The organism is Gemmatimonadaceae bacterium (assembly GCA_035533015.1).
Taxonomy (GTDB): Bacteria; Gemmatimonadota; Gemmatimonadetes; order Gemmatimonadales; family Gemmatimonadaceae; genus JAGWRI01.
Genome location: DATLUQ010000051.1, coordinates 66,298 through 80,319 on the forward strand (window position 1 = coordinate 66,298; position 14,022 = coordinate 80,319).

The window sequence follows — 14,022 nt, forward strand, 5'->3', positions numbered from 1 at the left end:
GGCGGTCAGGTCCACTCGGCGTAACGGACCTGGGAGTCGGGCTGCGAAAAGGCCACAGCCGCCAGATAATCCACGCGTCCGATGTCGAGTAGGCGCACCCAGAGGTGTTGTCGGTCGACGCCGGTGATCCCCGTGACGTCGACCTCCTGCTGCACCTCTTTGCCGAGCGATACGGTGAAGCCGTCAAAGGCCGCAGCGATGCCCGTGCCGAGCGCCTTCACCACCGACTCCTTGCGGACCCAGGCTCGGAAGAACGCGTCGGCGTGCTGCTCAGCGGGCAGGGCAAGCAGCGCGTCGTACTCGCCGCGCGCGAAGAACCGCGCCGCGATGCGCTCCACATCGGCCAGCCGCGTCATGCGCTCGAGGTCCACCCCCACATCGTCGGAGCGCGTGACAGCCACGAGCATGTGATCGGCCGAGTGCGATACGCTGAACTGAAGCGGCGCATCGGTGTCCTTGGCCACGACCTGCGGCTTGCCGCGCGCCGAGCGCCGGATGGTGATGTCCGCAGGCGCCTCGCTCAGGTACCGAGCCAGGATGTCGCGCACCCAGGCGCGCGACAGCGTGAGCCGCGCCCGCTGGGCTTCGCTCGCTACGAGCGCGGTCTTTTCACGCTCATGGGCCGGGAGCATCTCGGCGGCGCTGGAGAGGTTCTCCGGGGTGGCCGCAAGGGTCGCATGCCACACGTGGATGTCGGTGGCGGAGAGGGCGGGAAGGGGATCCGGTGTGGTGGAGGGCATGCGTGGAGGGCTAGAAGCTCAACCCGAACGTGATGGGCAGGGACAGGTAGGAACTACCATTCGTGAGGACCTTGTGCAACCGGGCCTCGAAATACGCCGTCATTCCGGTGAGCGGAATCTCGATTCCCAACCCGCCGTTGAAGCCGGGATTGGTACCGCTCGCGGTGACGTGGTATAGCCCCATGCCGCCGATCAGGTACGGGTGGTACGATACCCCCTGGATATGGTATACGGCGCTCACGATGGCGGCCGTGGCCTGGACGGAGTGGGCGCCTACCGCCTGTGGTTTGGCGGCGAAGTGCTCGTAGAACAGCTCTCCCCGCACGCCCACCGTCTCAAGCGGTGCCCGGTATTCGGCGGTGGCGGCGAGGTTGAATCCCGCGGAGTGTTCGTGCGACAGCGAGCTGGTCGGAAGGCTGACGCCGAACGCCGCCCCCAGATGGCCCGCCGACAGTCCGCCCTGCGCAACCGCGCTGGACGCGGCGAAGAGCAGCAGAGCACCAGTGATCCCGAATCGGCGCATGAGTCTAATGTAGCGTCAGAGCAGCCGGCCGATCCAATCGCCCACCAGGTAGCCCGCCGCCGCAACACCCAGACCGACGACGAACATATCGATCCCGGACCGGAACACGCCGCGTCCAGTGAACACGGAGCGCGCGGCCCCCACGAGCCAGTGCGAGAGCATGGCGATCGCGAACGAGATCACGATAGCCGTGGTGCCCGACCAGAACAGGAACGGCGCCACGGGGATGAACGCGCCCACGGCTGTCGCCGTGCCCGTCACCCACCCCTCGCGCAGCGGCGACATGCTCCGCTCGCCGATCCCCAACTCCTCCTGCACCTGCTCGTCGAGCATTCGTCGCGGGTCGGCCATCACGTCCGTGGCCAGCGCGTGGGCGGAATCGGCGTCCATCCCCTTGGCCTGGTAGATGAGCGCGAGCTCGTCGCGCTCCACCTCGGGCATCAGCGCGATCTCGTCGCGCTCCATCGCGATCTCGTGCGCGTATACTTCCTGCTCGCTCTTCGCCGCCAGGTACCCGCTCGATCCCATGGACAGCGAGTCGGCGATAAGCCCTGCTACACCTGCCACGATCACCGCGTGCGCTTGGTTGTTCGCCGAGGCGCCGATCACGCCGGCCACGAGGCCGAAGTTGGCCGTGAGTCCGTCGTTGAACCCATACACTACGTTGCGCAAGAATCCGCCCGACTCGGCACGGTGCCATGGCTCCCCTTCACGACCGGCCATCGTACCGAGCGTGCTGGCATGTTCCGCCGATTCGCGCGCCAGCGTCAGCGATTCGTCGCGCCCCGGCGCGCCCTTCGTGGTGCCGCGATGCATCTGGAGGTAGCTACGCACTTCGCGCCCTTCTTCGGCGAGCAACATTGGCAGCAGAAAGTTCGGCCCCAGCCAGCGTCCGAGGAGTGCGAGCAGGCGGGTGCGCGCCGTGGGCCGGAATTCTCGAACCGGACGCCCATTGTCGGCCAGCAAACCGGCCCAGATGGTGGTATGACGGTCCTCGACCTCCGCCAATTCGAGATAGATGTGCTTCTTCTTAGCATCGGCCTCGAAGCCGGCCAGGACGCGGTACAGGTAGGCCGCGTCGGCCTCGTCCTGCCAGTGGTCGAGGAATGCGTCGAGGTCGGGGGTTGGGGTGGGGGGCATGGGCAGAAATATGGCGGAGTGAGAGTGGGACGGTAGGACGGTGAGAGGGATAACTGCCCACCGCAGTTCCCGTCCCACGGTCCTACGGTCTGACCGGCCTACCGGTGTTTTCCGTAAACCCTTCGTGGGTGCAGCTGTGTCCATTCCACAGTAGCCCCCAACCGAAGCACTGAGGAACCATGCGCAACACATTCTGCATCATGCTCTTGCTCACGGCCGGCACCGTCGCACCGGCCGCGGCTCAGGTCACCGTTCGTACCATGCCGGGGTCCGGCGTACGTAGCCTCTCGTGGACTCGCGTGCTCGCTCCCACGGCCGTGATCGGAGTGACCACTTCAGCGGGCGACGCGCGCGACACACTGGGTCTCCTCGTGACGGACGTGGCCGCCAAAGGGCCTGCCGCCAAGGCGGGCATCCAGGAAGGCGACCGCATCCAGTCCATAAACGGCATCGATCTCAAGCTCGCACCGATCGACATCGGAGATGAGGAGATGGCCAATGCCATGTCAAACCGGTTGACGCGCGAACTGGGCAAGCTCACGGTTGGCGACAACGTGTCGCTCAGCGTCTACCACAACGGCCAAGTGAAACCGGTGGTCATCAAGACCGTGAGTTCCGGCGATCTGTACGGCAACCCGGCCGGCATGATGCGCATGGCCGAGGACAACCGGGCCATGCTTGGCGTCTCGCTTTCGGTGACCGGCAGCAAACGCGACACCCTCGGCGTGCTCGTTGTTGCCGTGGACGACAGCGGGCCGGCGGCCAAGGCTGGGCTCGAGGAGGGCAATCGACTCGCCGCGATCAACGGCGTGAATCTCAAGGTCGATCGCGAGGACGCCGGCGACCGATACGTGGCCGAGGCGCGTTACCAGCGCCTACAGAAGGAGATGGCCAAGGTCAAACCCGGCGACGACGTGACGCTGCAGGTCTATGCGGACGGTCACTTCAAGACGGTCCACGTGAAGGCCACCAAGGCGTCGGAGCTGGGCAACGCCGGCACCACGTTCATGTTCCGTGGCGACGGAGCCCCGATGATGCAGTTCAACGTGAACAGCCAACAGGTCCGCGCGCAGGTGCAGCGCGCCATGGACCAGGTGCGGCAGGAGATGCAGCGGGTGCGCATCGAAGCCCCGGCGCCCCGCGTGCGCTGGTTGGACGACAGCGCCGCACCGGCGGTGATCAGCAAATTCATCCCGTCGCCGGAACCGGCTCCTGCGACGACGGCCGCTCCGGAGGCTCCTGCGGCGCCGAGCATGTCTGCCCTACCCGTGATCGCCCGGATCCGCGCGTCGCGCGCTGCCATGATGCTCCGGCCTGTGCTCGCTTCCCCGGCACCGATTCGCATCATCAGGTTCTGATGGCGGCGGCCAGCCGCTGCGGCTCGAGGGCGCGGAGCTTCTCGCCGTGGGCGCCGGCGGGTAATATCCCGGCGTGACCACTGCTCACGTTTCGCGCGCGCGGGTCGCGCTGACGATCCTGTTCCTGAGCGCGACGGCGGCGCGCGCGCAGGGCACGCCGGCGCCGCGCGAGGCCGGCGTGGTGCCCGGCATCGAAGTCCTGCTGCGCGATTCGATGTCCCTCGTGCGTGGCAAGCGCGTGGGGCTCATCACCAATCAGACTGGCCGCGACCGGCGGGGCCGCAGCGACATCGACCTGCTCGCGCATGCGTCGGGCGTGCGGCTCGTAGCGCTGTTCGCGCCCGAACACGGCATCCGGGGGACGGCCGAGGCCGGGGCACGCATCGCGTCGGACACCGATGCGGCCACCGGAGTCCCCATCTACTCGCTCTATGGGGCCGTGCGCGCTCCCACACCAGCTATGCTCGACAGTGTGGACGTGCTGCTATATGACATTCAAGATGCTGGCGTCCGCTTCTACACGTACGTATGGACCATGGCGTTGTCGGCCGATGCCGCGGGACGGGCGCACAAGCCCTTTGTGGTGCTCGACCGGCCCGATCCTCTCGGCGGGAGCCGGGTTACGGGTGGCGTGCTCGACACGGCATACCGCTCGTTCGTAGGGGAATATCCGGTGGCCCTGCGGTACGGCCTCACCCCGGGCGAGTTGCTGCGCTACCTCGTGGGTACCGGGCAGGTGCATGCCAACGTGCACGTGATTCCGATGGACGGCTGGCACCGGGCCATGCGGTACGATCAGACGGGGCTGCCATGGGTGAGCCCATCGCCGAACCTCCGCTCGATGGACGCCCTGCTGATGTATCCCGGAACCGTGTTCTTCGAAGGCACGAATCTGAGCGAGGGGCGCGGCACCGAGTCGCCATTTCTACTCGTAGGTGCGCCGTGGCTCACCGATGCCGGAGCGATCGCACGGGAACTGAACGCCATGGCGCTGCCGGGCGTGCGGTTCGAGTCCACGGCTTGCAGAATCGATGCTGGCCAGAAGTGGGGCGGCCAAACGATCCCGATGCTCCATGTTTCAGTGGTCGATCGCGACCGCGTGCGGCCCTTGGAGGTCGCCGCGTACATGCTGCAGGTCATTCGCCGCCGGCATCCCACCGATTTCAAATGGCTGCTGCCGCATATGGACGAGCTGGCCGGGTCCGACGCGTTGCGCAAGGCCGTTGACGCAGGCACAGTGGCCGCGCTGCTGCCCGTGTTGGATGCCCAGTCACGTGCATTCGAACGGGCGGCGGAACGCTACCGGATCTACCGCTGAGCCCTACCCGGACGCGAGCACGCGTGCGAACACGTCCGAGTCCACGTTGGCGCCGGTGAACACGATTCCCACCGTGCGGCCGCGCAAGGCATCGCGCTCCTTCATGGCCGCGGCCAGCCCCAACGCGCCGGCGCCTTCCACCACGTTGTGCGTGGCGCGGAAGATGTCGCGCATCGCCCGCTCGACCCCGGCGTCCGAAATCTCGACCACGCGCGCCACTCGGCCGCGCATGAGGCCCAACGCGGCCGCGTTGGGCGTGCGGCACGCGACCCCATCGGCGATCTGCGTACTCACGGCGCACGACACCGACTCCGCGCCCTCCAGCGACCGTTTGTACGCGGGCGCCGCCGCCGAGACCACGCCCACCACTTCGACGTCCCGGTTGAGCGCGTACATTGCCGAGAGCATACCGCAGATGCCGGAACCCAAGCCGATGGGAACGTACACCGTCTGCAACTCGGGCACCGCGCGCAGGAACTCCATGGCGTACGTGCCAACGCCGGCCGCGAGCGCCGTGTCGAACGACGGCATTCGGTGCCAGCCGCGCTGCTCGGCAACTTCCACCGCGTGCTCGAGCGCGTCCTGAAAATCGTCGCCGAACTCGATCAACTCGGCGCCGAGGGCGCGCATCGCGTCGTTCTTCTCGCGGCTGTTCCCGTGGGGGACCACCACGGCGGCCTTGAAGCCGTACCGTGCCGCGGCGAACGCCACCGACTGCCCGTGATTGCCGCGCGTCGCCGTCACCACGCCCTCGGCGCCGGGCATGGCGCGCCGCAGGCGGTCCATGTACACCAGCCCGCCGCGGATCTTGAACGCGCCCACCGGCGTGAAGTTCTCGTGCTTCACCCATATCGCGGTGCCCACCAGCCGGTCGAGCAGGGGCCACCGGTACTGCGGCGTGGCCGGCATCACCGCCCTGACGAGGCGGTCGGCGGCTTCCAGTTCGCCGAACGTGGGGAGCGCAGGGGGCGGCGTCATCGCGCGCCGCGGAATTGGGCGCGCACGTCGGACAGGGTGCACACGGCGCGGAAGGCGAACCCCGCGGCTTCGATTGCCTCGCGTCCGCCCTGTTCGCGATCCACGAGTCCTATCGCAACGACGATCTCCGCGCCCGCTTCCTGCACGTGCGCGGCGGCCTTGAGCAGCGAGCCGCCTGACGTGATCACGTCGTCCACGATCGCGACCTTCTGGCCGGCCGGGTTGATTCCTTCGATCCATTTGCCGAGCCCGTGCTTCTTGGGCTCCTTGCGCACAACGAATCCGGTGAGCGGGCGGTCGCTGCCGCCGGACGCGTACACCGCGCACAGGACGATCGCGTCGGCGCCCATCGTCGGACCGCCGATCGCCGCCGCACCGAACTCGCGCGCGATGGCGTGCATCGCCGCGCCGACAAGCGCCACGCCGTCCGGGTGGTAGGTCACCTGTTTGGCGTCGAGGTAGAAATTGCTCGTGGCGCCCGAGGTGAGTGTGAAGTCGCCTTCACGGTACGACAGGCGAGCGAGCAACGCGGCGAGTTGATCGTGAGACGGCATTCGGGCTCCGAACGGTGCGAGGCGTGGCTGCGGGCAAGCTAGGGAGCCGCGATGCGGGGCGGTAGGCGCACGGGTTAGCGGTATACCCCCGTCGTCCCCCCCAGCCAGAACACGGTGTCGGCCGGTGTCGCGGGGCCGATCGTGCCCTCCACCGACTTCATGAGCTTGGCCGGGTCGTACACGATGCCGGATTTGATCACGAGACGAGCGTGGCGGACGTTGCGGATGTCGGCCAGCGGATTGCCCTCGACGATGACGGCGTCGGCCCACTTGCCGGTCTCGATGGAACCCAGCCGGTCGCCGAGCCCCATGGCGTTGGCGGCGTTGATGGTGGCGAAGCGCAGGACCGCTTCGGGGGGGATGCCCGACAGCACGAACGACAGCAACTCGCGGTGCACCGAGAACGGCGTGAAGTACTCGCCCCAGCTCGGGTGGTCGGTACCGAGCGTGATGAGATCGCCGCCGCCCGCGTCATAGAAGGCTTTGATCTCCTTTCGTTTGGCCCAGTAGATCCTCTCGAACTGCTCCATCACCGGCCGCGGCGGCCGCGAGTCCACGATCTTGCGCATGTACGGCGTGAGGAAGCGCTTCTCGTCGGTGAAGTAGGTGAATACCGCGGGGTCGCGCTTTCCGTAGTAGCCGTAGGCGCTGAGCGTAGCGTCGTAGTATACGTGATGTTGAATATAGAGCTGGAACGTGCGCCTGTAGGCCGCCGAAGCGAACGTCGCCGTCGTGAAATTCTCGAGTGACGCGTAGGCGCTGCGGTCGGGTGGATACGCGTCGCCGCCCATGAAGTGCTCGATGCGGTCGATCCCCATGAGGATCGCATCGCGCGGGTTCACCGTGTCGTGGAATCCGGAGTCGAGGTGCCCGGTGACGGTGAGCCCGTGCTGGTGGGCCCGCTCGATGAGCGCTTGCAGTTGATACGGGGCGATGCCCTTGGCCTTGAATCCGCCCACGCCGAGCTCGGCCCAGTGGTCCACCTCGGCGTAGATCGAGTCCACCGAGATGTCGCGCTTCCAGCCGGGGCGCGCGGTGCCGAAGTAGGGCCCTGAATTGAGCAGGCGGGGTCCGGGTTGGAGCCCGCGATCGATACGGATGCGCAGGGCGCGCATGGAGTCGGCGTTCATCTCGCCGGCGGGCCACGTGGTGGTGACGCCGTTGGCGAGAAAGAGCGACGGATATGCCTTCGTCTCGTCCACGCGTCCATTGCCGAACAGTTGCATGGCGTAGTGCGCGTGGAGGTCGAACAAGCCGGGTATGATTGTTTCGGTATCAGCCACGCGGATGGTGTCGGCGCCGGGCTTGACCTCGGAAAGGTTGCCGCCAACGCGCTGGAACTTGCCGGCGCGGATGAGGATGCCGGGGTTTCGGACGCGCGTGTGGCCGGTGGAGGTGAACAGCCAGCCGCCGAGCAGCACGACATCGTGGGTCTGGGTCTGGGCGCGGGTGGTGCTCGGCGCGAGGAGGGCGGCGGCGAGGGCGGCGACGAGTGGAAAGCGGCGCATGGCGACGGTGGGGTAGCGGGTGGGTGGGGGCTTGGGAAAGATACGAAACCGGCGCCGGAGAGGCGAAAACCGTCCAATACCTTGACATCCGACAACGACAGCCCCATCGTATTGTCGAATGACAAGGTAATCCGCCGGCCTGGAGGTGCGATGGCGCAACGCGCCGATCTGCTGCAGGGCACGCTCGATCTGCTGATCCTCAAGACGCTCGTGCTTGGGCCGCTGCACGGCTGGGCGATCTCCAAGCGATTGCGCCAGCTGTCCGACGACGTGCTCGACGTGGGGCAGGGGAGCCTCTATCCCGCGCTCTACCGCTTGGAAGACAAGGGATGGATCGAAGCTGAGTGGGGGACGAGTCCCGAAGGGCGGCGCGCGAAGATCTACACGCTGACCACCGATGGGCGGAAGCAGTGGGCCGCCGAGCGATCGGAGTGGAAGCTGTTCTCGGCGGCAGTGGATCAAGTGTTGAAGGCGACCTGAGCGGAACGCGCCTATGCGGAACTGGCTGAAGCTCGTGGGGCGACGGCTGCGGGCGCTCGTACGGGGCGAGCGGCTCGACGCCGAGTTGACGGACGAGATCCGGCTGCACATCGAGCTCGAGACCGAGGATCTGATGCGCATGCATGGGCTGTCGCGCGACGAGGCGCGGCGCCGGGCGATGATCGGGTTTGGGGGCGTGGAGCGCTACCGCGAGGCCCAGCGCGACGCGCGCGGGGTGCGGTGGATCGAGCAGTTGGCGCAGGACGCGAAGTACGCCGTGCGGTCGTTGCGCAAGAGCCCGGGGTTCGTGGTGACGTCGGCGTTGACGATTGCGCTTGGGATTGGGGTGACGACGACGATGTACAGTGTGGTGAATCGGTTGATCCTGCATCCACTGCCGTTCGCCAACGGGGATCGGTGGCGCGTGTTCGGGATACTAATTCCGGCAGAGGGAAACCTGCGGGCCTCGGCCATGTCGCAGGACATGGTGGACTGGGCCAAGCGCGCAACGACGGTGGACGCCGTGAGCATCGTATTCGAAACCGGCGGCGTGCTTTCCGCTCCGGGGCATTCGACGGTGGCTTCGGGGGCGGACATCTCGCCTGAATTGCTGCTGCAACTCGGTGTCAAGCCGACTATCGGGCGTGTGTTCGGGCCAGCCGATGCGTCGCAGGGCGCCGAACGGACGATGGTGCTCTCCGATCACTTCTGGCGCGCGGAATTCGGCGGAAGCCGGGACGTGCTGGGCGAGCACGTCACGATTCACGACACGAGTTACGTCATCGTCGGCGTCGTGCCCGACCAGCTCGACGCGATCAACGACTACTCGAACACAGCCTTCTGGGCTCCGCTGACTCCGACCCAGATGGCGCTGTTCACCCGCCAGGACTGGGGGGTGCGGGGCGTCGCCCGGTTGAAGCCCAAGGTGACCGTGGAGCGTGCCGAGCAGGAGCTGAATCTGCTCAAGCGCCAAGAGGTGCTGGCTGCTGGAGGGAAGGTCAGCGGGGTGATCCCGACCCGACTCGTCCGGCCGGGCGACGTCATGGGTACGAACCTGCAGGTGGGGCTCTGGGTGCTCGTGGGCGCAACGCTGCTGGTGCTTCTCATCACCTGTGCGAACGTTGCGAGTCTGCACCTCGTCCGAGCGGCGAACCGAGCCCGGGAGCTCTCGGTGCGCGCCGCGCTCGGTGCGTCCCGCGGCCGGCTCGTACGCCAGATGTCGGTCGAGGGATTGATCCTCGCCGCCTTCGGCGGCACGGCGGGAATCATTTTCGGCTACTGGATGCTTCGCGCGGTGATCCTGCTGCGCCCGCAGCAGCTCCGGCAGCTCGACGTCGTCCAGTTCGATCGGTGGGTGCTGCTGGTCGGCATCGCGTTGGCCGGATTGACGAGTCTGGCCTACGGCGTGCTGCCCGCGTGGCACGCGACGAGTGCGCGGTTTGCGACGCTGCTGCGAAGCGTTGCATCGACCGGGCTTTCGCGGGCACGCAGCCGGCTGCAGTCCGCGGTGATCGTTGGCGAACTCGCGCTCTCCGTCGTCTTGCTGACCGGCGCCGGACTTCTCGTGACGAGCTTCGCTCGCATGAACGCGAAGGATCCAGGCTTTGCTCCGGACGGGCTGTTGGAGATGGGAATCGTCCTGCCGGCACCAGCGTTTCCCGACTCCGTGGCCCGCACCACGTTCTGGTCCGGTCTCACGATCCGGGCAGACGCGGCGCCGGACGTGGCGGCGGCGATACCCGTCGGATACAGCCTGTTGCAGTCATCGAGTGGGTGGAGTGGCAGCGCTCTCGAAATCGAAGGAGCCCCGCCGGGACCCAAGGATCAGGAGTTCATCTACAGCGTGCGCCGGGTGCCGGCCGCCTATTTTGCCATCCTGGGAATTCACGTCCTGGCAGGGCGCACGTTCACCCCCGAGGATGAGCGCGGCCAGGACCAGAACGTCGTCATCGGACAGGAAATGGCGCGGCGGTTCTGGCCGAACGGCAGCGCCGTCGGCCATCGGTTCAGGACCTATCGTGCGAACCCATGGCTGACCGTCGAAGGCGTCGTGAGCGACGTGGGATTGATAGGCCCGTCGCCGGTGAATCGAGATCTTCAGTTCTATTATCCCACGCCACGAGCGGGACTCGATCAGGCGGCGGGAATCATGGTGCGCCTCCGGCCGGGCGCTGACGTGAGCAGGACACTGGCGGTATTGCGAAGCATCGTGAAATCAGTGAATCCACGCGCCGTGATCACTGATGCGCGGAGCGAGCGGAGCATTCTCGACGACAACCTGGCCAGCCCGCGATTCAGCACGACGCTGATGATCGTGTTCGCCGCGTTGGCGCTTGTGCTTGCCGCGGTGGGGCTCTACGGCCTCATCGCATATGCCGTGAGTCAGCGGACCCACGAAATCGGCGTGCGCGTAGCGCTGGGGGCGGGGGCGGGCGACGTGGTGCGGATGGTTTTGGGCGATGGGGTTCGGCTCGCGGTTGCTGGACTCATTCTCGGCCTGGGCGCTGCGCTGGCCGCGGCGCGACTGCTCACGACGCTGCTATATGGCGTGAGTCCGACCGACCCCCTGGTCCTCGTCACGATCCCGATCGTGCTGGTGGCGACGTCTCTTCTTGCGAGCTACCTCGCTGCCCGCCGCGCCGCCTGCGTGGACCCGGTCATTGCGCTGCGCGCCGAATAGCGGCAAACGATTCTCGCCGGGCCGGTGTCAAAGGAGCAGATTGTGTCAGCGGGAAACCGGCCGTTGCCGGCGCTCGTGTGCCCCCCCGTGAACCGTCCGCCGCAAGCAGTGACCTCCCGCTGGCCGAGGATTCTCCCCCTCCCATGCCTGCCTCCCTCGAAGCGTTCCTCCAGGACGTCCGCTACGCCGCCCGCGGGCTACGCGCCAAGCCGGGCTTCACCATCGCCGTGGTGGTCACGCTTGCCCTCGGTATCGGCGCCAATGCCTCCATGTTCTCCATCGTCGACCGGTTGCTCTTCCGCCCGCCGCCGATGCTCGCCCACCCGGCGCTCGCCAACCGCGTCTACATCGGCAGCACCTACCGCGGCAAGGAGTTCATTGGCAGCAACGTGCAGTTCGCCCGCTACGTGGACCTCACCAACTTCACCCGGTCATTCTCGCGCACGGCCGAGGTCGCCCAACGCAAGCTGGCCATCGGAACCGGAACCGACGCCGAAGAGGTGAACGTCAGCGCGGTGAGCGCCAGCTTCTTTGGCTTCTTCAACGCGCCGCCGGTGCTCGGCCGCTACTTCTCGACCGCCGAAGACGCCGCGCTGACCGGAACGCCGGTGGTGGTACTCGGCTACGGCTACTGGCAGATGAAGTTCGGCGGACGTAAGAACGTCCTGGGCCAGGCGATGCACATCGGCGCCACGACGTACACCGTGATCGGTGTCGCCCCTCAGGGATTCGTCGGGCTCTGGCCGAACGCGCCGCCGGCCGCGTTCGTCCCGCTCTCGGCGATGGGCCGCGAAATGGGTGCTGATCTTCGGTTACGCGGCGAAAGTTGGAACACCACCTACCACTGGACCTGGGCGTCGATGATCGCCGAGCGGAAGCCAGGCGTGAGTGACGCGATGGCCGATGCCGACCTCACGCAGGCCGTACTGCGCAGCTACACGATCGAGGCCGCGACCGACAAGGGCATGCAGCCGCTGTCAGTGACCAAGCCGCGCGGCATCGCCGCGTCGATACTCAGCGATCGCGGGCCCAACGAATCGAGCCTAGCCCGGATCGTCACCTGGATCAGCGGCGTGGCCCTCATCGTGTGGCTCATCGCCTGCGCCAACGTCGCGAATCTGCTGCTGGCGCGCGCCCTGCGCCGCCGCCGCGAGATCGCCGTGCGGCTGGCCCTCGGCGTGAGCCGCGGGCGATTGGCGTCGCAGCTGCTCACTGAGAGCTTCGCGCTCGCCCTGCTCGGGGGCGTGGCCGGCGCTGCGGTGGCCCAGTGGGGCGGGGCGCTCCTCCGCGCACTGTTCCTCTCCAAGACGACCACGGCCACGGTGATCGACGATCCCCGGACCCTGATCTTCATCGCGCTCACCGCGGCCGCCGCGGGGCTGCTCACCGGGCTCGCCCCGTTGTTCCAGACCGCACACACGGACCTCACCCGCGATCTCAAGGCGGGCGCACGCGAGGGAACGTATCATAGTTCACATATACGCACCGGCTTGCTCGTGTTCCAGGGCATGCTATCGGTGCTGCTGCTCGTGGGCGCGGGGCTGTTCGTGCGCAGCCTGGCCCATGTGAGAGCTACGCCGCTTGGGTATGAAGCCGATCCGGTGGCCGTGGTGAACCTCAACATGCGGGGTGTGACGCTGGACAGCGCGCAGGCGCACGCGCTTCGCATGAGGATGCTCGAGGCGGCCCAGGCCATTCCAGGCGCGGAGCACGCGTCGCTCCAAGTGACGATGCCCTTCTGGAGCACGTGGGACACCCAACTGACCGTGGCCGGAATCGATACGGTCGAGAAACTCGGCGAATTCGATCTCAACGCCGTCTCGCCCGACTATTTCGCCACCATGGGCACCCGCATCCTGCGTGGCCGCGGCATCACGGCGCAGGACGTGGCCGGTGCACCGGGCGCCATGGTCGTGAGCCAGGCCATGGCACGGAAACTCTGGCCCCACGCCGACGCCATCGGGCAATGCGTGAAAGTGGGCGCCGACACGATGCCATGCACCTACGTGGTGGGGGTGGCCGAGAACATCAAGAACAGCAGCCTGAACAGTGAGCCGGGGCTGTATTACTACATGTCGTGGCAGCAGTTTGCGCCGAGCCAGGGCGGCCTGTTCGTGCGCATGCACGGCGCCGCGGCCTCCCAGACGGAGGCCATTCGCCGGGCGCTGCAGCCGCTCATGCCTGGCGTATCGTACGTCACCGTCACGTCGATGAGCGACGTGCTCGGCAATGAGACGCAGTCGTGGAAGCTTGGTGCCACCATGTTCCTGGCGTTCGGCGTGCTGGCGCTCGTGCTCGCCGCCGTGGGACTGTATAGCGTTATCGCATACAACGTGGCGCAGCGCGCGCATGAGATGGGCGTCCGCGTCGCACTCGGTGCGCAGATGCGGGATCTCATGGGTCTGGTGCTCCGCCAGGGGATCGGCGTTTCGACAGTGGGCATCGTGTTCGGCGCCGCGATCGCGCTGGGGGCAGGCCGTTGGGTGAAGCCGCTGCTGTTCAACGAGTCGCCTCGCGATCCGGCGGTTTACGCGGCTGTGGCCGTGACGCTGCTCGTGGTCGCGACGCTGGCCAGCCTCATCCCGGCACGCCGCGCCGCCAAGGCGGATCCGATGCAGGCGTTACGGTCGGAGTAGGGGAAAGCACCACGGGTTGACGCTGTTCTTCGGTGTGTTCTTCGGCGTAGATTGACCAGGAGACCCGGTTTCCCCGGGATGCTCGTGGGCCATGCCGAACATCGAGG

General features: G+C 67.1%; 11 protein-coding genes. 5 read left to right on the plus strand and 6 right to left on the minus strand.

Annotated elements, in window-relative coordinates:
* Nucleotides 1-5 precede the first annotated feature (5 nt).
* The 3 genes from VNF92_10185 to VNF92_10195 are packed head-to-tail and all read right to left on the minus strand — an operon-like array spanning nt 6 to nt 2,403.
* On the minus strand, nt 6-740 hold the full coding sequence (locus VNF92_10185; protein ID HVA58247.1) for a 4'-phosphopantetheinyl transferase superfamily protein: 735 nt from the start codon (nt 738-740) through the stop codon (nt 6-8).
* A gap of 10 nt (nt 741-750) precedes the next feature.
* Entirely contained in the window at nt 751-1,263 is a 513-nt protein-coding gene (locus tag VNF92_10190) for a hypothetical protein (protein ID HVA58248.1), read from the minus strand.
* A gap of 15 nt (nt 1,264-1,278) precedes the next feature.
* Complete coding sequence (locus VNF92_10195) at nt 1,279-2,403, minus strand: VIT1/CCC1 transporter family protein (GenBank protein HVA58249.1); 1,125 nt, start codon at nt 2,401-2,403, stop codon at nt 1,279-1,281.
* Nucleotides 2,404-2,582: 179 nt separating this feature from the next.
* Here VNF92_10195 and VNF92_10200 point away from each other — a divergent pair, with 179 nt between their 5' ends.
* The gene (locus tag VNF92_10200) at nt 2,583-3,761 is read left to right on the plus strand and encodes a PDZ domain-containing protein (protein ID HVA58250.1); all 1,179 of its coding nucleotides are present in this window, start codon (nt 2,583-2,585) and stop codon (nt 3,759-3,761) included.
* 73 nt (nt 3,762-3,834) lie between these two features.
* Nucleotides 3,835-5,079: a DUF1343 domain-containing protein gene (locus tag VNF92_10205; protein HVA58251.1), complete on the plus strand. Its 1,245-nt coding sequence runs from the start codon at nt 3,835-3,837 to the stop codon at nt 5,077-5,079.
* Nucleotides 5,080-5,082: 3 nt separating this feature from the next.
* Here VNF92_10205 and VNF92_10210 read toward each other — a convergent pair whose 3' ends face one another.
* From VNF92_10210 to VNF92_10220, 3 genes are all read right to left on the minus strand, one after another.
* Complete coding sequence (locus VNF92_10210; GenBank protein ID HVA58252.1) at nt 5,083-6,057, minus strand: threonine dehydratase; 975 nt, start codon at nt 6,055-6,057, stop codon at nt 5,083-5,085.
* Nucleotides 6,054-6,611 (minus strand): orotate phosphoribosyltransferase, encoded by a 558-nt coding sequence (gene pyrE / locus VNF92_10215; protein HVA58253.1) that lies wholly within the window; start codon nt 6,609-6,611, stop codon nt 6,054-6,056. Before pyrE ends, VNF92_10210 begins: the two co-directional genes overlap by 4 nt.
* 74 nt (nt 6,612-6,685) lie before the next feature.
* Nucleotides 6,686-8,119, minus strand: a complete 1,434-nt coding sequence (locus VNF92_10220) for an amidohydrolase family protein (protein HVA58254.1) — start codon at nt 8,117-8,119, stop codon at nt 6,686-6,688.
* 150 nt (nt 8,120-8,269) lie between these two features.
* On the opposite strand from VNF92_10220, the gene VNF92_10225 reads away from it, so the two are divergent.
* From VNF92_10225 to VNF92_10235, 3 genes are all read left to right on the plus strand, one after another.
* Nucleotides 8,270-8,599 (plus strand): PadR family transcriptional regulator, encoded by a 330-nt coding sequence (locus VNF92_10225; protein HVA58255.1) that lies wholly within the window; start codon nt 8,270-8,272, stop codon nt 8,597-8,599.
* A 13-nt stretch (nt 8,600-8,612) separates the two neighbouring features.
* Nucleotides 8,613-11,279 carry an ADOP family duplicated permease gene (locus tag VNF92_10230; GenBank protein ID HVA58256.1) on the plus strand — a complete coding sequence of 889 codons (2,667 nt, stop codon included), beginning with the start codon at nt 8,613-8,615 and terminating at the stop codon, nt 11,277-11,279.
* A 143-nt stretch (nt 11,280-11,422) separates the two neighbouring features.
* The gene (locus tag VNF92_10235; protein HVA58257.1) at nt 11,423-13,915 is read left to right on the plus strand and encodes an ABC transporter permease; all 2,493 of its coding nucleotides are present in this window, start codon (nt 11,423-11,425) and stop codon (nt 13,913-13,915) included.
* Nucleotides 13,916-14,022: the final 107 nt, after the last annotated feature.